Below are 18,605 nucleotides of genomic sequence, written 5' to 3' on the forward strand. Positions count from 1 at the left end.
CGGGAGATTTTCGACATGGATCATCGGCAATCTTCCGCTTCAATTCCTTTGAACTAACGGACGAATCCGACGCCGTCTAGTGATTCACCAGAGCCGTCTGTTGTTGAATGACCTCAACGCGGATACTTCCGTCATCCTCAAGGTGCCAGCGAAGCTGGTCGCCATCGTCAATCCCAAGCTTGCGTCGAATACGGGCAGGGATATTCGCCTGATTCCCCGATACCTTACTTTCGGCGTCGATTCGGTCACTACTCATGTCGATCGATACGAGACAGTGCTTGAAAAGTCTAGTGTGCCAGCACACTACTCCGTGAGAGAGGCAACCTGCTAGAGAAAACAGAAATAGAACCAGCTCGTGAAATGGCGATATGCTGCACTCAATTACTTCTTCGAAGCTTATCCGAGTAATTGGTACGAACGGACAGCAGTGAAAGGTATAGGAGTCGATCGATCGCACTGTTCTGCAGTCGAAGTATATTCGAACGTTTCACGCTGACGTTCGTTTTAACCGACTCTGGGAACACGATGAACTCTTTCAGCTGTGGCATCATGAGTGTGGCCAGCACGTAACCGCCGGTTTCCACCGCATATTCGCCGATAACGGTGGAATACTCTCTGGCTATCCCAGCTGTCTGAGCGCGACGGCGATCAAGAACGAGAAAGCAACTGGCCACTGAACTGACAGGGGCTATTGCTATTTATGCGATCGAACGTTCGAGAGGTGATTCAATTGAATGATGGTAGCACTCCCGCCAGTAGCTCCTCTGAGACAAGAAACAAACGATCCGATCGTTTTAGCTTGCTCTGGGTCATGGAGACTTCTAAACAGCTGTCGTCTGCATAACTATGACCGTTTGACGGCACAAGCTCCTCATGCTGATGGCGCAGTTCAGAGAGTCGTGTTTCTGCATCTGAGCCACGTGATCGCTACGTTCACCGTAGCTACTCAGAATGACTCGGGGTCTCGATCATGCTCTTCTCCGGGTGCTGGCGGTGTTCGGTCACTATAGCCTTCGCGGCCGATCGCCTTCTTATTCACTAACCCGATAACGGCCTGTCGAACGTCCTCGGATGAATCAAACCGTTCGCCCTCAAGTGGCTCGAGCACGTTTCGAAACGACTGAGAACCATTTGGAAGCTGCAGGCTCTCATCGCCATACGTGTCGATCAGCTCCGTACAGTCCGCTGGGTACTCAACTGTGGTAAGTTCCTCTGCAAGGGCTCCAAACTCGATTCCTTGTTCTCGTGTTCGATCCGTCGGTTCTGGTTGGGTCACTGTATTCTACATTATTGTTCATGTAAGCACGGAAAACGTTTGGCATTCTATACCTAAATGAGAGGAAGGTCCTACAAGGGGTAATTCCATTACATCCTACCCAAACTATAATAATAGAGTATGCTGTATCCCAATCTGGATTAGCGACCGATTATCGTAGCTCATATCGGATTCGCTGATTCGGGCCATGTACGACTGGTCATTACCCCCGCGCTCAGCGGGGGATTCACGTGTCTTCACCGCTGTTAAGTACTCAAAGATACTACCACAAATACCGTGTATAATAGGAAATATTGTACCTGGAGTGGACGACCATCTCGATTATAATCTCCGAATGAACAGTAATCTGTCATGTGATAACCGGAACTTCAACACCGGCGAAGTCATACTTTGTCGCCAAGGTACAGGGTGGGTTTAGTGTCTGACTCTTAACCCTTTGCCGGATAGTCAGGGACCTCAATAGATCCCGCCAGAATCAAACCAGTGCCGTTCTATATCAGTGATGTGCCCTCACTCTCCTCTTATCCACAGCTCGCTGGCGACCTCTTTGAGACCGTCCAACAATCGGGGACGTTCAGTGACTCGAAAACGTTCGTCGACGCCGTTCCTGACCATGAGCTGGCCGAGGTCAGAGAGCGATTTGAGCGAGAGCACACAGAGCCTGACTTCGATACGAGAGAGTTTGTCTCCGAGTCGTTCACGCTCCCAGAAGATCCCGTCACCGCAGCCGATCCCTCAACGGTTTCGATGGAATGGTACATCGACGAGCTCTGGAAGCATCTCATCAGGAATCCCAGTGAGGAACACGAATGGAGTACGCGGCTATCTGTCCCACGCCAGTACGTGATCGCCGGTGGACGATTCCGAGAATCCTACTACTGGGATACGTACTTCGCCGCCATCGGATTAGCTGTCACAGGGCGGATCAACCTCATTGCCGACCTCGCTGAGAATTGTGCGGCACTTATTGATCAGTATGGCTGTGTCCCGAACGGAAACCGTCTCTATTATGTAAGCCGATCACACCCGCCGATGTTCTGCCACCTCCTCGACATCCTCGAGAGTGAACGCGGAATTGAAGCAGTCCGATCGTATCTCCCGGAACTACGACGCGAGTACGAGTTCTGGATGGACGGCTCGGAAGACGTGACCGTCACCGATCCGGCGTCCCGTCGCGTCGTTCATACCGAGCAAGGCGTACTTAACCGACACTGGGATGACCGTGCCGCCCCACGTGAAGAATCTTACCGGGAGGATGTCAACCTCGCGGAGACATCCGGAAGAGAGAAGCGACAGCTTTACCGAGACATCCGAGCAGCCTGCGAGTCAGGTTGGGACTTCAGCAGCCGGTGGCTTGCGAACCAAGACGATTTAGCAACAATCCAGACGACAAAACTACTTCCGGTCGATCTGAACGCGTTGTGTTACGCGATGGAGAACAAGCTCTCGCGGTGGGAGCGGACATTCGGAAACCAAGAGCGTGCCGAACGGTACGCTCGAACCGCAGAAAGGCGGCGGCGAGCGGTCAATGAACACTGCTGGGATGATGAAGCGGGCTTTTATTTCGATTACTGCTGGTCCAAGGGATGCCTGACCGAGACATGGTCACTTGCAGCGGTCGTCCCCCTTTTCTGTAGAATGGCCACGGAAGAGCAGGCGGCTGAGGTCGCAGCTCACCTTGAAGAACGCTTTCTCCATTCCGGTGGACTAGTGACGACGCTAACGGAATCAGGTGAGCAGTGGGACGCGCCGAACGGCTGGGCACCGCTTCACTGGATGGCAGCTGTCGGCCTCCATCAGTATGGTCACAGGAGACTTGCGGAGATAATCGCCGGCCGATGGCTTGATCTCAACCGAGAGGTGTTCGACCGCAACGGTCTCATGCTTGAGAAATACGACGTGACGGGTGGCTCTGGTACAGGCAGTGGAGGCGAGTACCCGGTGCAGTATGGATTTGGGTGGACTAATGGCGTTGCGCTCGCGTTACCGGCACTGTTCTACTAGGATCCCGTACTACTGTGGTGATAATCACTGTGGAGTAGGGGGAGAACACTTGTCAAGAGCGCTCTAGAGGTAAGATTTCAGTTGTAGTTCCAAGTGGTGGGGGTACGCGCAACTCTCGCCATCTCGATTCGCTCTAGGGTTTCGATGGCCATATCGTAATTCTCGTTCGGCATCAGGTAGCCGTCGGCCCCGTTGAAGCTGAACGGTGGTTGACCAGTATGCTCCCACTCCGTTTTGCGGCCTCGATCCCCGAATAAACCCGCTCGCAGATCGTATCGACTTCTAGCCGGGCGACTGTATTCATGATATTCAGAAGTGTACCTGGTAGGATTGCCCTCGTCGATCTCCAGAGCGAGATTTATATCGGCGCATGCAGAGCGGTGGCGCTCTCGTTTCGTGTGGGAAAGGTGAGTCCACAATGCCCATGACAAGCGCAGCAGGTGGACTCACCCAACACTGAGGATTCCAGACACCTCATGTGTGCTATCGTCGAGGGATGATAGACGATAACACACACAGTATTATCCCCATCTCTATTCAATAGAGATGCTGTCCCACGCAGGCCTTTATTACAGGAGCACGTTTTCGATCGTACTCTCATGGCTAACCAGCAACGCGGGAAACCACATAGCTGACAATAACTCCCTCCTACAACCTCTCTCTCCTACTTATAACTTCAAGTAGCCCTCCCTTTGTTTACTAGTAGTAGAGGGAAGTGAAACAGATCCGTCAACTGTGGCTTCGAACGCATATTACACCACGGTATAATCAATCGGACACTGCTTTGTGCAACACCGAGTCCTTCTTGATAAGCTGTGTTGCACAAATTCCGGTCTCTGACACACTCTCGGCAGACGATCTATTCGCCTACTAGTCAGTCCCTCAATTGTAGGTCGGTCTCAGAGTAAACGAAGAAAAGAAGGTGAACAAGCAAATTCTCGTTTGCCACGCATAGATTCAGTATTTTAACTAGTATTTATTGTCCCAAAATGTAGTGGAACCTTGTGATTACTAATGGAAATAGTATCCAATCACCGATATCCTAAGTAGATTCAGACCTGTCTCTAGACTCTAGCATTATACACAATATTTACTATTGATTCATAATCAATAACATATGGAGCATATAGGATTTCATCCATTAGCAGTCTATATCGAGGATACAACCGCTCATACCAGCGATTTAATATTCCTAAGTTTCGACCCTATGCTCTCGACAGTATTGAAGGAGCAAGTGATGAAAGGGAGTAGGTTGATTGTATAGACGCGATGGCACTCTCAGAAATCGACCACCTCAACGACGAAATGGAACAGTGTATCGACAGTTGCTTCGAGGCCGCACAAGCATGCGAATGGTGTGCCGACGAATGTGCGGGCCATGGTGAAGACATGGCTGAGTGTCTCCGCCTCTGTCGAGACGTCGCCGACCTCGCGACCCAGTGTGCACGGATGTGTGCACGTGGCTCGACGTTCCACACGCAGACTGCCGAACTGTGTGCCGAGGCCTGCGAAGCGTGTGCTGAGGAGTGCGAACAGCACGACCACGACCACTGCCAGCTCTGTGCAGAGGTCCTGCCCGAGTGCGCTGACGCGTGCCGTGAGATGATCGAAGCGATGGACTAACTCCGCTTCACAGTATTCCATTCCATGTTTTTCCAACTGATAGCCGTAGCACTCCTACAAGAATCGATACTCCCACAGTGGCTCATCGAGCTCGGAGCTCGGCTCGAACAAGCGTTTGCACCGATTAGAACCATTCTCGAACCGATCCTCTCGAATCCAGTAGTCGCAGGGGTCTGGGTACTACTTGTGATCGCGTCATCGGCTGTTCTTTGGTGGGATCTCCGGGAACATAACCAACCGTTGCCCTCGATGATGAAGTTCGTTTGGACGCTTACCGTTCTGTATTCCGGGCCGATCGGACTCGCTATCTACTGGTACACCGGACGGACGCAGATCAGTCGTGATTCGTTCTGGCGACGGGGTTCCCGCTCGACAAGTCACTGCTACTCAGGCTGTGGTGCGGGTGAGATCGTCGGTATTACTCTTGCACAGGGCATTCTCGCGCTCAACACCGTTTGGGTCGTCCTGATTACGTTCGGCTTTGCATACTTGTTCGGCTATGGACTCAATATCGGGCCGCTGATGCAGGAAGGCGAGAGTTTCCGGGAGGCCACGAAGGATGCCGTCTTCAGCGAAACGCCAAGCATCACGGTCATGGAGATCGCGGCTATCGGTACTGATCTGCTGTTGGCGGGTACTGCTGGGATAGGAAGTATCCTGTTCTGGATGGCGATGGCGTTCTCGCTATCGATCGGGTTCATCGCAGCGTACCCGGTTAACGTCGGTCTGATCTTGTTCGGTGTGAAAGAAGGGATGATGAATCCTCAGGAGATGCGGTAATCAGTTTGGAGGCCGACAAGATACTTGCACAATCGCTCGATCAGGGATAGAAAAACCCGAACCCTGCCGCCGAATCAAAAGATGAACGCTAGGCAACTCAGCGAAAATAGCATGACAGAGAGATACGTAAACTGCCCCAGAGGGCACACAGGATGAAGTGGCTCTTTCTTGCCATTGGAATTGTCCTTCTTGTGAGCGCCGCGTCCGACTTGCTGTGGACGACACTGTGGGTCGAAGGCGGTGCTGGTCCGCTCACGTCCCGATTGATGGCCTGGACGTGGCGAGTGTTTCGGCGGGTCTGTCGGCAGAACTCGCGAGTCCTCGCACTCGCTGGACCGGTGATTTTCGTACTCACTCTTGTCGTCTGGATTACCCTCCTCTGGGGCGGTTGGACGCTCGTTTTCGCCGGGGGTGAGAGCACCCTCATAGATACGATGAACAGAGGCCCGATCTCGTGGTCCGACCTGCTCTATTTTGCAGGCTATACCATGTTCACACTGGGGACAGGGGATTTCGTGCCACGGGAGGGTATCTGGCAGATCATCTCTGTCCTCACGACTGGCAGCGGAATGCTTGTCGTCACTTTGAGCGTCTCGTATACGTTGTCGGTCCTCGATGCGGTCACGCAGAAGCGCTCGTTTGCCAGCGGTGTGACCGGCCTCGGGACACACAGCAATGCTCTCGTTCGCACGGCGTGGGACGGTACGGGATTCTCCGGATTCGATCTCGCACTTAATACGTATGTCTCCCAACTAAACACCCTGACCTCGAACCACAATGCCTACCCGGTTCTTCATTACTTCTACAGTCCGCAAGCCGAACAGTCACCAGTGGTCGCGATTGCAATCCTCGACGAAGCGTTGACGATATTTCGCTTCGGTATTTCCGAAGAGTACCGACCGAACAATGTGATTGTCACGAATGCGCGTTCGAGCGTCCAGAGCTACCTTGAGACCCTTCACGGCGCGTTCATACAGCCTGCAGATGAGGCTCCACCGCCACCGGATCTCGGGCCTCTTCGTGAAAGCGGCCTTCCGACGACTACCAACGAGGCATTCCTTACAGAGCTCGAGACGCTGACCAATCGTCGGCGTACATTGCTTGGGCTTGTCAATTCGGATGCCCGGCAATGGCCCTCCGGCGAAATCCCTCTGGAAGAAGCCGAAAACGGGTAACTATGACAGAACTGATTGCTTCGAATCGATCGCCTCCGAATCGCCTCTCGGCGCAATAGTAATTACTACCAAGGCTGTTATGTATAGTATAGGATATACTATACAAGAGAGGGTCGACGGCGAGTTCGATACAGTCGTCGAGAAAACCATAAATGCTCTGTCAGAGGAGGGGTTCGGTGTCCTCTGTAATATCGATGTCCAAGCGACGTTTGCGAAGAAACTCAACAGGCAGTTTCGTCAGTATCGCATTCTCGGCGCGTGCAATCCTGAACTCGCCTACGAAGGACTCGAAGCGAAATTGAGCTGGGAGCACTCCTTCCGTGTAATGTCATCGTCTACAAGACGGCGGGGGGAATAGTGACTGTAAGTACAGTCGATCCGGATCAACCCGTTGGGATAGCCAATAACCCCGACCTTGATCCAATCGCTGAGGATGTCTCCGAACGATTCGAGCGGGTCCTCTACTCACTGTGAGTGACTGGTGGTCGACTCCTCGTCGACGGTTCCTCCAAGCCCTGACCGGAGCGGGCGTGAGCGCTCTTGCAGGCTGTTCGACACTCGATGGGATGACGCCCGAAAGCGATCCCAAACTCGCGTCGCCGCGCTCACCACCCTCTGAGTCAGCTGATACGACCGCCACGTTGCGATCGACAGCTGGTACCGTTCAACCGAGCGCGGACGCAGCCAGTCGAGCCGGTTACCGTCGGTTCGTTCGTCTTTGGATCCGGAGAACGGTACGACGCGATCGTTAATGCCGAAAATCCCGGATTATGGGAACTACGCGCTACTGCTCTCGACGGCAATGAATCGCCAGCAACCGCCGTTCTCTCATATGAAGGGAGCAGTGAGTCACAGTCACCGACCATTCCATCATCGAACGGACGACAACTATCGTACGACGATCTTCAGGCGATCTCACCGCTAGAGGGTATCGATGGAGAGCCGGACAGAACATTCGATCTAACGCTGTCGGCGAGTAGCGAGTCTGATGCGTGGTTGATTGATGGCCAAGCGTATCCTGATGCCGACTTATTCTCCATTCGAGAAGGTGAACACGTCCGGGTTCGAATGGTAAATCATAGTCCTGTTCTCCACCCAATGCACCTCCACGGACACTTCTTCCAAGTTGGAGACGCAATCAAGGACACTGTTATCGTCCCGGGACATATGGGCGAGGTGACGTTCGATTTCGTCGCTGACAATCCCGGGAGCTGGCTATTTCACTGTCACAATCTCTATCATCTTGAAGCCGGGATGGCCCGTGTGATGCGATATGTTGAGTAAGTGTCTATATTCGCAAACACCAAAAAATCCCTTCACTCCGAATAATTGTCTTGAAACGTCTAAGAAAATTGGCGTTGGAGGAGTGATGCGCTGTGTGGTTTAGGCCATCGAGCGGCAGGACTCCGCGCACTGACGGAGCGGCTCGACGCAAGCCTGACAGTGGTCGTGATCGTGCTGTTCACACTCGTCAGCGCAGGCTTCACACACGTCGGCGCATGTTTCAGCGATGTCACTGTTGAACTGCGAGCCCGACGCACAGAGCTGAGCGCACGTAGAGGCGACAGTGACCACGTCGCGACAGAGACGGAGACACTCCTCCATCTCCTCGCCTTTGCCGGTGCACTCATCGGCGCAGTGCGCGCAGACCTTCACGGCTTCGTGGCAGTTATCGATACACTCGCGAGTCGAATCGTCGAGCAGATCGTTGATCTGAGCCATCGCGTTCAGTACTACGAGAGACTCCTTTTCCTGAGTTGTGGTTAACAATCTAATCGATAAGCGAGCAATTCGTCCTGTCTATCTAGTGCCCCGAGAAGACCGGTATCGGTCATTTGAGGGTAAACAAATCAACAACCAGCCCATATCGTGGCGAATCATCCCTTCCAATTGTTTTACAACCTGAAATAGTAGATCGGTCAGTCCGTAGTTTGTAATAGTGGGACGAAGATCCATTTCAGGCCAAAGCGTCTATTCATCGGCTGCCTGTCTGAAGGACTCGTACTGGGCGCTGATCTCCTTCGCGCATGACGAGCAACAGACGTGATACAGATCCCCTGACTCAACTTTAACTGTCTCTCCATCTCCCGAAATCGAATTTCCACAGATCGAACATTCGATGTTGAGACCAGTAGTCCCGAACTGTGGTTTCCACGACGATTCGAGGACAGACACAACGTGATAGTCGCTCACCTGCTCGCTAGACAACACATCAGCAAATAGCGCTTGGACGTCGGACGGTGGAAGCACTGCTTTAGCGACAACTGTCGAATCGACCGTATAGAAGGCGTGTTCGATGCCGTCAATTTCCTGTAGCTGAGAGAAGACGTCGTTTGCGTGATCGGGGTGCGTATCGATCGTAACGAGACACTCGTCCTCGTTTGCGAACTTCGTTCGATCCAGCTCGACAGTGAACCGCTGGATGATGCCGAGATCACGCAATCGGTCGACACGATTTGAAACGGTTGGTGGAGAGAGCTCTACTTCCTCCGCAATGTCGCGAAACGATCGACGGGCGTCCTCTAGTAACAATTCCAAGATAACCGTATCGATTGAATCTAGTTCAACCATAAGTCCAAGAACGGGCTAGAGCGTTTTCTGGCTACTGCTATTGAATACGACAACGATGAAACCCGGACCTCACCTCATACATCATGCGGAACGATGCATATCAGTCGAATAGATGACGTTCAGCGGAGGCGGCCGAGCAGCTTATAGTCGTGATCAGGGGTGTACCGCCGGAACAGCAGGCTGTTCGACAGTACCGACACGCTCGAGAACGCCATCGCACCGGCCGCCAGCACCGGTTGGAGTAGGCCCAGCGACGCCAATGGGATCATCGCCGTGTTGTAGCCGAGTGCCCACACGAGGTTCTGCTTGATTTTCGCGAGTGTCGCGTCCGAGATGCGGATCGCCTTCACGACGTCAACTGGATCATCGCGCATCAACGTGACGTCGGCAGCCTCGATTGCGACGTCCGTGCCCGATCCGATGGCAGTCCCGACGTAGGCGACGGCGAGCGCTGGCGCGTCGTTGACGCCGTCGCCCACCATCATTGCCTTGCGCCCTTCGTCCTGAATAGCCTCAACGGCGTCGGACTTGTCCTCGGGGAGGACCTCTGCATTAACGTTCTCAGGGTTGATACCGACCTGCTTGGCGACCGCGCGGGCGGTCCGCTCGTTGTCACCGGTGATCATCATCACGTCGACGCCACGTTCCTGCAGTTGGCTTACAGCGTCCTTCGCGCTCTCCTTGACCGTGTCGGCGTCGGCAACTACGCCTACGAGTTCACCCTCGTAGGCAACCAGCATCGCCGTCTTCCCTTCGTTCTCGAGGCGCTCCATTGTCTCTTGGGCGGGCGAAGGGTCAATCCCGTTGTCGTTGAGGAGTTTCCGATTGCCGACCAACACTTCTGCACTATCGACAGTCGCTTTAATACCATGTCCCGGGACGTTCTCGAAGTCGTCGGGGTCGGTCACGTCGAGACCGCGATCGGTGGCACCATCTACGATAGCACGGGCGAGGGGGTGTTCGCTCCCGCTCTCAGCGGTAGCCGCAAGTCGAAGCACATCGTCCTCGCTAAGGCGCTCACGTGTAGTTAGTTGACCCCCATCAGCAGCGGGATCCCCGCCGTCCGCGACGGGCTGGCCGTCGTCACTAAACACAACGACATCGGTCAGCTCCATCTCGCCTTTTGTAAGCGTCCCTGTCTTGTCGAAGACGACGGTGTCGACGTCTTTCGCGCGCTCAAGGACGTCGCCGCCCTTGAACAGGACACCGTTTTGTGCACCGAGGGTCGTCCCGACCATCGTTGCTGCAGGTGTTGCCAACCCAAGCGCACAGGGGCAGGCAATCAGTACGGCCGACGCGAATACGATGATGGCAAACTCGAAGACCGATACGCCACCAGCGGCAATCGGGCCACCTGCGACGAGACCCCATAGCGGGAGCACATCGACGAAGCTGGCGAGAGTTTCGGGGAACAAGTACCAGACAACGCCCCACAGCAGAGCATTCAGGATGACCGCAGGCACGAAGTACGCCGAAATGTGGTCGGCGAGATTCTGGATGTCAGGCTGGCGTGACTGTGCTTCCTTCACCGTTTGCACGATCTGCTGGAGCGCCGTGTCCTTCCCGACTTTTGTCGCCTCAACGATGAGAACACCGTTCTCGTTGATCGTAGAACCGACAACTTCGTCGCCCTCGTTTTTCTCAACGGGGACGGACTCGCCAGTAACCATCGACTCATCGACTGCGCTCTGACCATCGACGACGACACCGTCCGTTGGTATCTGTTCACCAGGGCGGACCTTCATCCGGTCGCTAACCTCAACCTCTTCGAGCGGGATTTCTTCCTCGTTCCCCTCTTCATTGATGACAGTAGCCGTCTCGGCCTCCATCTCCAGCAGCGTCCGGAGCGCCTCGCCGGCCTGCCCCTTCGAGCGGGCCTCGAGGTAGTTGCCGAGTGTGATGAACACGAGGATGAACGCCGCCGTATCGAAGTACAGCCCACCAGCGATCATCCCGAGCAAGACCGCCACGGAGTAGACGTACGCAGTGGTCGAGCCCAGCGCGATCAGCACGTCCATATTGGCACGGCCGTTCTTCACGAGCGCCTTGTAGGAGTTCTTGTAGAATGGCCGCCCGAGCACCAGCTGGACGGGTGTCGCCAGCGCGAACGCGACCCATCCGGACGGAAGGCCGAAGAGTTCGTCTCCAATGAGCCCGAGCTCCAGCAGGTGGTCGGCCATGAACACCAGCAGGGGCAGGGACAGTACGGCGCCGAACAATGTCAGCTGAAGCTGCCGATGGGTCTCTTCTTGTCGAGCGGCCTCTCGGGCATCGCCTCCGGAGCCATCATCGGTTTCAACGTTCTCGCGGACGGGCGAGTAGCCTGCCTCCTCAATGGCATTGTAGAAGTCCGTGAGGGTCGCCTCAGATGGGTTGTACGTGACCTGTGCCTCATCAGTTGCGAAGTTGACGTTGGCCGCGACGACACTCGGCGTACGTTCGAGTGCGTCCTGCACCGTCTCCGAGCAGTTCGCACACGACATGTCCGTAATGCCGATCGTCACCGAATCCGTGACCGGCGTGTATCCAGCCTCCTCAATGGCGTCGAAGATTCGAGCGAGTGAGATCTCGTCCGGATCGTACTCGACGCTCCCCTCGTCGGTCGCGTAATTGATGTTCGCGTCTGAGACGCCATCTAAGGATGTGACAGCGTCGGCGATGGTCTGCGAACAGTTCGCGCAGCTCATCCCCCGGATGTCGATTTGGCTTCGGCGCTGACTCATTAGATACTCATACGGGCCCCTCGTTCAATCGGTTTCCCCTTTCAGGTGTTCGGTAACAGAGGGTCTGAAGTTTTGAATTCAAAGCGGTCTAGGTAACATTCTCTCGAATCAATCGGCTCCCTGCTGAAGCTGCTCGTATTTTTCCCCGAATCGAGATTCACACGATGGACAACAGAACTGATACAACTTCCCATCGATGCGGGTCGCTGTCCCTTCGCTGTCGACTGTATTCCCGCATTGGGCACAGGTAAGCGCGAACTCTGTCCCGCCCAAGTCGGGCGACCAATCAGCGCCTGCCAAGAGCGTCACTCCGAAATCTGTGATTGCTCCGTCTTCAAGTGTGTCGCCGAGCCAGCTTGCGACGTCGTTGTCCGGAACTCGTGCATAGACAACCAGATCGGCCTCGGCCGTGGTGAACACGTGTTCGACCGCTCCTTCATCAAGAAGGACATCTTTGATTGACGCGACACCCGGACCGTTCGAGGCGGCTTCTAGCGTTAACAACACGGGAATCCCCTTCCGGAGTTGCGAGTGATCGACATCCAGCGTGAACCGATTGATGATGCCTATCTCCTGCAGTCTCGCGACCCGGTCCGACACGGCCGGTGCCGAGAGACCGACGACGTCCGCAATGTTACTGTACGGCTGACGAGCGTTCGACATCAGGAGCTGGAGGATTTTGAGGTCGGTTTCGTCAAGGTCGCGCATAGTGAACCTACGGCGGCAACTGACTAAAGGATCTCGACAAGGTATGCTTCGTTTCCAAATTTTAGGCCGCCTGTGGCCCACTGTTCGAAGGGAGAATCCGCATAAGAGTGGGGTGCGTACGTACTCGTGTATGTCGACGACCATCACCGTTGAGGGAATGACCTGCGGCCACTGTGAACAGACAGTTGAAGAGGCACTTCACGGCGTGTCTGGCGTAACTGATGCCACCGCCGACCGTGAGGCCGAACAGGCGAAGGTCAATGGCGAAGCTGACGTTACAGCACTCCTCCAAGCCGTTGAAGATACTGGGTACACCGCCCACACCTGAGAGCATCGGGAGCGTTCGCGAATGACCGCCCCCGTTCTCCTCCGACTCCGCTTCTCCCTGATCGTACCACGCAGTATCAGGCCCTATATAAAATAATGCGGAGCGGCTCCAATACTCAACCCATAAGTAATCACCCAGACCACGAACACTTCCGGGTCTCTTTGCCGGGAATTCATTCCGAGGGACTTCTCTACTGCTACCGTATTTGCCAGTTAGAAGCAGATAAAGGGATACGAGCGACAGTTCTCTCATCCGCCACGAAGCTATCTCACTCATCTGAGCACGCGAACCACGACCGAATGGGCGAGACCACCACGGAACCCAGAAATACCGACGAACACACACACATCACGATTACGAAGCCGAGTCCGGACATAGTCAGACCGAGACCAACCACGCCATACTAGAGGAGTTGAACACGTTCATGACGCACACGACCACGCTGCACACGGTCACGAAAGAGGCCCGCACGATGATCATCTAGCCGGCGTAGCCACCGTTACCTCTCCTGACTAGCGATTGAGAATCAACCGAAACGGAGCGTTTCGCTACTGTTACAAGGCGATCTGTGACCGCGAACAACGAGAGGGTAACTGGCTGGTTCCGGACCCGGGGATAGTTTCGTGGACTACGATTCCTATTGGTTCCAGTGGCTAACGGCCGTGGTGGCTTACTATACGAATTAGAAGAATAGTGCCGGGATCGTATTCCGGAAGATGTTGAGCGAGATAATGAACAGAAGCGCGATGACGAACCACGTGAATTTTTGCTCGTCGATCTCGAGACGCCGCAAGTAAGTGCCAAGCAACAAGCCGACGATCGTGATGACGGCGATAGTCGACCCGAGCCAAAGCCGATACGGCGTCATCAGGTCGGTAAAGAACGTCATTACCACGAGACGAGTGGCGAAAATCGTCCCTAGCGTCATCGACAGTCCGCCAATGTACCGTTCCGCATCGCGTTCGAACGTATGGAAATACGCCGGGAGAACCGGACCGAGATTCGCGGCGGCGAGTAAGAACCCCTCGATGAGTCCAATACCACCGAGTGCGACAGGATGGTGGGCTTCCTCAATAACGACGAAGTTCTGAATCACTTGAAATAGCACGTAGCCGAGGACAATGAGCCCGATAAGAAATGGGACAATTGGGCCGGTGCTAAACCACGAGAGAAAGGCTACACCAATGATAGTGCCAACAATAGCGAGGCTCAGTAATGGCCACTCTTCGCGGGCGAACTCGACACCGGTCCCCGTTTCACCCATTTGGAACACGTTTACCATCAGTGGCGGGACCGCGAGAACGACAACTGTGAGCGTCGGGTCAATGACGCTCGCGAAGACGGGTGTTACGATCAACGAAAACCCGAACCCAAGCATACCCATGACCGTCCCGGCGAGGATCGCAACGCCGACAAACAGGACGAGGAGTCCGACTGAGACGTCCGATTGAATTCCCTGTGTAATGTTCTCTATACCGGGAAAGAATACGAGTGATGCTGTGATAACGGCGAGCGTCGCACCCGTCATCAATACCTCTCGGTAGCGGAAATCCAGCAGATTCGCAATGAACTGATCGATGTCTATGTGAGGTTTGCTCGTTCCCATCGTTTCTGAATCGAAGAGCGGATCAGTAACGACAACCAACCGCTGCCTCAACAGACGTTACAACGACCGTTGCACATATGTCTCCCCGGTAGCCGGTGAGAATTGTGCCATAGACGGTCCGATCTCAAATCTGGTAAAGGCTAGCAGAAGCTTGGTATAGAGCGGTATACTCCGGAACAACCGCTTGGCTGCTGTACTGGAAGTCGGCGAATAGTACCGCTATTAACCGAGTCTCTGCTACGATACTTCGAGAGTTGGAGACTGGCGACACGCTCTTATGATCGTTGGCCAGCACAGCATACTCCTTCCGGAGGATATCCAGTAGTGTACTCACCGAATCCATCTACTAGCATACACCAGTCGAGCGTACCTTGTGCAACAGTCTCCATTGATCAACGGATCGTTGCACAAGGGACAACTCGATCAGCAATTCCACTGAACACGTCGATTCCACGCTCTATCTAACCCATGCTTGAGAGAGGATCTCATCGAATTCAATCGGCACCGGATCGTCCAAATGGGCCGCTACCAACGTTTCGCGAGGGACCTATGTCGACCCCAGTTTCCCTCAAACGGTAAATCCACAGAGTTCGTTTGGTGATCCATGGTATCAGAACCGACCGAGGACAAGGTACAGGTATGGCTCGTTGAACGCGGCTACAACAATCGAGATCTGATTATCCTCAAATACGCAACATCAAGTGGAGAGCGAGTTTTTCAGAAAGAGGTCGCCTCACAAGCCTTGGACACGGTAACCGCTGCCAGGGATGTTGCTCCTGACAATCTCGCCTCCGTTGATGAACCGGAAACCCAGGAACGATATGCCACTGAAGTCGAGCGAATGAAAGAGAAACACGAACCGGATGATCCAGTGTGATCGCGCTCATCAAATGAAGAGATCAGTAGTAGTCTGACCAAGCTACCTCGCGCAGTAACTGTTCTATTAATTTCTCGCTGCCAAAGAAAGCGAGAGAGGAGGAATGGTTGAACGCTACCAACAGTAGTACATTATCTCTCCCGCTTCAGATGGGATGATGTATTTTAGCTGTATGAAGTTATTTCTGAACAAACGCACCACTGAGTACAGTCGTCGATTAATCAGGGATGCATGAGCACAGGAAGTCCGGAAACTGCCCAGCGTGCTGGTCACGTCCCCGATGCAGAAAACATCACGTGGAGCGAGAATCTCTATGATGACGGTCAGTTCAAGAGTCGTGACGAGCTCGAAGAAATGTACGGGGGACTACGATATCACCGCCAATAATGGCGTCATCACATACTGTCGTATCGGTGAACGCTCGTCGATCACGTGGTTTACGCTCCACGAACTGCTGGGCTTCGAGGACGTTCGTAACTACGAGGGCACGTGGACCGAGTGGGGCAATCTCATCCGGTCGCCTGTCGAGGTTGAAACTGATGATCCAGCGACCCGCACAACGAAGGGTAGATGACGTCGTTTTAGGAGTTCACGTCGTAAATTTTGATTACTGAGAAGATCTCAAGCTGTAGAGAAAAATTGGGAATAAAGACACAACAGCAGTGTTCTGTCGCTCTTCTGATCCAACAACTACATGAGTAGTACATAGTAGATAGGAGCCATTTCGTAGCGGATCGATCACTCCCAAAAGGATATAGTAGAGCACAGTGCACCGGCAAAGAGAGAAAGTATAGTGGTGCCAACTTAGTGATACCGAGCACATGAAACGGCCTGCAATCGAGCGATACCAGAATGTGCTTTTCATTCTAGGGGCTGTCTGTGTAGGCATTGTTGCTCCTTCTTTCGAATCCTACACAGCGCCATTGATCACTCCACTCGTGATTTTTTTGGTGTTTACCTCTCTCCAAGGACTCCAGCCTGGAGAAATTGATTTTTCGTCCTATGCTATTCTTGTTGCACTCTCGCTGGGTATCTCTTATGTCCTGTTACCGGTCGGTGGGATCCATCTCGTCGAATTCATGCTAGCTGATAGTGCTATCGTTGGGTTTGCGATCGCGCTGTCAGTTCCGACGACAGCTGGAAGCGCGATCGTGTGGACGCGGTTAGCTCGCGGTGATGTTCAGCTAGCGACGACTATCTCACTCGTTTCGCTCACAGTTGCCCCTGTTGCAACACCGATCGTGCTTACGCAGCTTCTTGGATCACAGATCGCAGTTCCTATTGGCACCCTTCTTTTCGATTTATTGATTATCGTGGGAGGTGGTGCACTATTCGCGCTCTGTATTCCAGCTACTCTGTTTTCCACTCGAACACTTGATCGCGGGTCAACACTCGCCATCTTACTGCTTATCTATACAAGCGTCGCAAGCATCGATGTGACAGCTATCGCGGGCTGGCACCTTCTTAGGATCGGTGGTGTTTCAATACTTTTAGTTGGCCTTGGGCTGTGTCTCTCTATTCTCTTCGAACGGAGCTTCAATATTTCTCGCCATCAAACGTTCCCCCTCTTCTTTGCGAGTAGTTTGAAAAATATCGGCATCGCACTCCTCATTGCACTCGCATTCGACGACTCACTGGTGGTATTGTCTATTATCGTCTACTATATTATTCAGCAACTATCCGGTGCAGCAATTGCAGATGCAACTGTTTCATGAAAAGTATTTTTTCGAACTAGGGGATCTTAACTATCCGGTTGGCTTTCTCGGTACTCGGCTCCTCCCTTCTGGGTGCTCGTAGGCGTCACTCACGGGTGCCGACGCCGACGAAGTTCCGCCAGAGTCGGAACAGTAGCCGGTATTCAATGAGTACAAATCCTGAGACGATCACAAGAAATCCGACAAAGACACTGGCAGTAACCCGTTGTCTGAACAGTAGCCAGCCCAATAGCGCAGCGACAATCGGTTGGATATAAAACGTCAGACTCGCTCGTGACGGACCGATCCGGTCGATAAGCTCGAAATGCACCGTATAGAGGATTGCCGTCGCGAGGACTCCCAAGACGAACAACGCATAGACCATCTGGATCGTCCAATCGACAGCGGTCAGCGACGCGCCGAATCGGAGAGCCACCGCATGGTTGAACAGACCGGCTAACAGTGCTCCCCAAGCGGTCAGCGTGATTCGGGGCATCGATGGATCGAGGCGCTGGGTCACCACGCTGCCCAGCGCGAAGACCACAACGCTTGCGAGCATAATACCGACTCCCAGAACCCGCGCTGTCAGGAGGTCCGTTGGGTTCGGATTGGCAACGATGATTGCCCCAATAAATCCGAGACCGATCCCAACAGCGTCGGATCGATCGAGGGCCGCCGCTGGGAGGATCAGCACAGCAAAGGCCGTCATCAGCATTGGCATGAGACTATAGGCGATCGCCCCAACTGCACTACTGACGTGCTGTTGGCCGGTCAACAGTAGCGTGTTCGTCAACCCCAGAGTGAAGACGCCAGTTAGGGCCACTCCGATGAGATCGCGGCGGGTTTGAGGAAGCCAATACTCGTACTGGAAGGCGACGATCGGGACCAATAGCAAGCCCGCGACATCGAGGCGGAGGGCAGCGAGGACGAGTGGCGGAGCATATGGCAGGCCCATCTTCGAGCCAACAAACACGAGTGCCCCAACCACGCAGTACACCCCGAATAGGCCGGCATTCTGTTGATGTGATCGGAGAGTTAAGCGCACCTATATTCCTCTGACAAGGCAGGGTGGCTGCTAGACTCTCGGTCAACTCTGACAGCCCAGAAGTTTAGTCGGCGACCCCATTTCAGTGTATACTGGTGCGGAGAGATTCGCCACAGGTTCAATAGCGATACCATGTATGATCTATGGGCACGATAGTCTATAACACTGAGTTCGTATTGTTGTAAACGAGGGTCG

Annotated in this window: 15 protein-coding genes and 5 pseudogenes; 11 read left to right on the top strand and 9 right to left on the bottom strand. The window is 53.9% G+C overall.

Going from position 1 to position 18,605, the window contains the following annotated elements; genetic code table 11:
* Window positions 1-94: 94 nt before the first annotated feature.
* Window positions 95-256 (bottom strand): annotated as a pseudogene (locus tag EAO80_RS15800) (AbrB/MazE/SpoVT family DNA-binding domain-containing protein); the annotation flags it as partial.
* Between the two features lie 283 nt (window positions 257-539).
* On the opposite strand from EAO80_RS15800, the gene EAO80_RS21035 reads away from it, so the two are divergent.
* Window positions 540-677: a DUF7563 family protein gene (locus tag EAO80_RS21035; RefSeq protein WP_449404323.1), complete on the top strand. Its 138-nt coding sequence runs from the start codon at window positions 540-542 to the stop codon at window positions 675-677.
* Window positions 678-726: 49 nt separating this feature from the next.
* Here the strand turns inward: EAO80_RS21035 and EAO80_RS20835 are convergent.
* Window positions 727-903 (bottom strand): annotated as a pseudogene (locus EAO80_RS20835) (hypothetical protein); the annotation flags it as partial.
* A 43-nt stretch (window positions 904-946) separates the two neighbouring features.
* Window positions 947-1,276, bottom strand: coding sequence for a DUF5789 family protein (locus EAO80_RS15815; protein WP_122090831.1), 330 nt, complete (start codon window positions 1,274-1,276; stop codon window positions 947-949).
* 504 nt (window positions 1,277-1,780) lie between these two features.
* Here EAO80_RS15815 and treF point away from each other — a divergent pair.
* The 6 genes and pseudogenes from treF to EAO80_RS20840 form a co-directional block, all read left to right on the top strand.
* The gene (treF, locus tag EAO80_RS15820; protein WP_122090984.1) at window positions 1,781-3,280 is read left to right on the top strand and encodes an alpha,alpha-trehalase TreF; all 1,500 of its coding nucleotides are present in this window, start codon (window positions 1,781-1,783) and stop codon (window positions 3,278-3,280) included.
* A 1,269-nt stretch (window positions 3,281-4,549) separates the two neighbouring features.
* Entirely contained in the window at window positions 4,550-4,903 is a 354-nt protein-coding gene (locus EAO80_RS15825) for a four-helix bundle copper-binding protein (RefSeq protein ID WP_122090832.1), read from the top strand.
* Between the two features lie 24 nt (window positions 4,904-4,927).
* Window positions 4,928-5,683 carry a DUF4396 domain-containing protein gene (locus EAO80_RS15830; RefSeq protein ID WP_122090833.1) on the top strand — a complete coding sequence of 252 codons (756 nt, stop codon included), beginning with the start codon at window positions 4,928-4,930 and terminating at the stop codon, window positions 5,681-5,683.
* Between the two features lie 152 nt (window positions 5,684-5,835).
* Window positions 5,836-6,858 (top strand): potassium channel family protein, encoded by a 1,023-nt coding sequence (locus tag EAO80_RS15835; RefSeq protein ID WP_122090834.1) that lies wholly within the window; start codon window positions 5,836-5,838, stop codon window positions 6,856-6,858.
* A gap of 88 nt (window positions 6,859-6,946) precedes the next feature.
* Window positions 6,947-7,332, top strand: a pseudogene (locus EAO80_RS15840) (DUF302 domain-containing protein).
* Window positions 7,333-7,539: 207 nt separating this feature from the next.
* Window positions 7,540-8,142, top strand: a pseudogene (locus tag EAO80_RS20840) (multicopper oxidase domain-containing protein); the annotation flags it as partial.
* A gap of 99 nt (window positions 8,143-8,241) precedes the next feature.
* Here EAO80_RS20840 and EAO80_RS15850 read toward each other — a convergent pair.
* The 4 genes from EAO80_RS15850 to EAO80_RS15865 all read right to left on the bottom strand — a co-directional run bounded on the left by EAO80_RS15850 (window position 8,242) and on the right by EAO80_RS15865 (window position 12,860).
* Window positions 8,242-8,580: a four-helix bundle copper-binding protein gene (locus EAO80_RS15850; protein WP_122090985.1), complete on the bottom strand. Its 339-nt coding sequence runs from the start codon at window positions 8,578-8,580 to the stop codon at window positions 8,242-8,244.
* 249 nt (window positions 8,581-8,829) lie between these two features.
* The gene (locus tag EAO80_RS15855; RefSeq protein WP_122090836.1) at window positions 8,830-9,429 is read right to left on the bottom strand and encodes an Lrp/AsnC family transcriptional regulator; all 600 of its coding nucleotides are present in this window, start codon (window positions 9,427-9,429) and stop codon (window positions 8,830-8,832) included.
* Window positions 9,430-9,548: 119 nt separating this feature from the next.
* Complete coding sequence (locus tag EAO80_RS15860) at window positions 9,549-12,152, bottom strand: heavy metal translocating P-type ATPase (RefSeq protein WP_122090837.1); 2,604 nt, start codon at window positions 12,150-12,152, stop codon at window positions 9,549-9,551.
* 108 nt (window positions 12,153-12,260) lie between these two features.
* On the bottom strand, window positions 12,261-12,860 hold the full coding sequence (locus EAO80_RS15865; protein WP_122090838.1) for an AsnC family transcriptional regulator: 600 nt from the start codon (window positions 12,858-12,860) through the stop codon (window positions 12,261-12,263).
* Between the two features lie 130 nt (window positions 12,861-12,990).
* On the opposite strand from EAO80_RS15865, the gene EAO80_RS15870 reads away from it, so the two are divergent.
* On the top strand, window positions 12,991-13,188 hold the full coding sequence (locus EAO80_RS15870; protein ID WP_122090839.1) for a heavy-metal-associated domain-containing protein: 198 nt from the start codon (window positions 12,991-12,993) through the stop codon (window positions 13,186-13,188).
* Between the two features lie 682 nt (window positions 13,189-13,870).
* Here EAO80_RS15870 and EAO80_RS15875 read toward each other — a convergent pair.
* Window positions 13,871-14,794: a sulfite exporter TauE/SafE family protein gene (locus EAO80_RS15875; RefSeq protein WP_122090840.1), complete on the bottom strand. Its 924-nt coding sequence runs from the start codon at window positions 14,792-14,794 to the stop codon at window positions 13,871-13,873.
* A 604-nt stretch (window positions 14,795-15,398) separates the two neighbouring features.
* On the opposite strand from EAO80_RS15875, the gene EAO80_RS15885 reads away from it, so the two are divergent.
* The 3 genes and pseudogenes from EAO80_RS15885 to EAO80_RS15895 all read left to right on the top strand — a co-directional run bounded on the left by EAO80_RS15885 (window position 15,399) and on the right by EAO80_RS15895 (window position 17,386).
* Complete coding sequence (locus EAO80_RS15885) at window positions 15,399-15,671, top strand: hypothetical protein (RefSeq protein WP_122090842.1); 273 nt, start codon at window positions 15,399-15,401, stop codon at window positions 15,669-15,671.
* 240 nt (window positions 15,672-15,911) lie between these two features.
* A pseudogene (locus tag EAO80_RS15890) lies at window positions 15,912-16,245 on the top strand (sulfurtransferase); the annotation flags it as partial.
* A gap of 247 nt (window positions 16,246-16,492) precedes the next feature.
* On the top strand, window positions 16,493-17,386 hold the full coding sequence (locus EAO80_RS15895; RefSeq protein WP_122090843.1) for a bile acid:sodium symporter family protein: 894 nt from the start codon (window positions 16,493-16,495) through the stop codon (window positions 17,384-17,386).
* An 85-nt stretch (window positions 17,387-17,471) separates the two neighbouring features.
* Here the strand turns inward: EAO80_RS15895 and EAO80_RS15900 are convergent, their stop codons facing one another.
* A complete protein-coding gene (locus EAO80_RS15900) occupies window positions 17,472-18,353 on the bottom strand; it encodes a DMT family transporter (protein ID WP_122090986.1) in 882 nt (293 codons plus the stop codon).
* Between the last annotated feature and the right edge of the window lie 252 nt (window positions 18,354-18,605).

Source organism: Halalkalicoccus subterraneus (genome assembly GCF_003697815.1).
GTDB lineage: Archaea > Halobacteriota > Halobacteria > Halobacteriales > Halalkalicoccaceae > Halalkalicoccus > Halalkalicoccus subterraneus.

Excerpts from the sequence above, each read along its gene's own strand:
- EAO80_RS15865 (WP_122090838.1), bottom strand. The coding sequence starts at position 12,860 with ATGCGCGACCTTGACGAAACCGACCTCAAAATCCTCCAGCTCCTGATG.
- EAO80_RS15870 (WP_122090839.1), top strand. The coding sequence starts at position 12,991 with ATGTCGACGACCATCACCGTTGAGGGAATGACCTGCGGCCACTGTGAA.
- EAO80_RS15895 (WP_122090843.1), top strand. The coding sequence starts at position 16,493 with ATGAAACGGCCTGCAATCGAGCGATACCAGAATGTGCTTTTCATTCTA.
- EAO80_RS15835 (WP_122090834.1), top strand. The coding sequence starts at position 5,836 with ATGAAGTGGCTCTTTCTTGCCATTGGAATTGTCCTTCTTGTGAGCGCC.
- EAO80_RS15825 (WP_122090832.1), top strand. The coding sequence starts at position 4,550 with ATGGCACTCTCAGAAATCGACCACCTCAACGACGAAATGGAACAGTGT.
- EAO80_RS15830 (WP_122090833.1), top strand. The coding sequence starts at position 4,928 with ATGTTTTTCCAACTGATAGCCGTAGCACTCCTACAAGAATCGATACTC.
- EAO80_RS15860 (WP_122090837.1), bottom strand. The coding sequence starts at position 12,152 with ATGAGTCAGCGCCGAAGCCAAATCGACATCCGGGGGATGAGCTGCGCG.
- EAO80_RS15875 (WP_122090840.1), bottom strand. The coding sequence starts at position 14,794 with ATGGGAACGAGCAAACCTCACATAGACATCGATCAGTTCATTGCGAAT.
- EAO80_RS15885 (WP_122090842.1), top strand. The coding sequence starts at position 15,399 with ATGGTATCAGAACCGACCGAGGACAAGGTACAGGTATGGCTCGTTGAA.
- EAO80_RS15855 (WP_122090836.1), bottom strand. The coding sequence starts at position 9,429 with ATGGTTGAACTAGATTCAATCGATACGGTTATCTTGGAATTGTTACTA.
- EAO80_RS15850 (WP_122090985.1), bottom strand. The coding sequence starts at position 8,580 with ATGGCTCAGATCAACGATCTGCTCGACGATTCGACTCGCGAGTGTATC.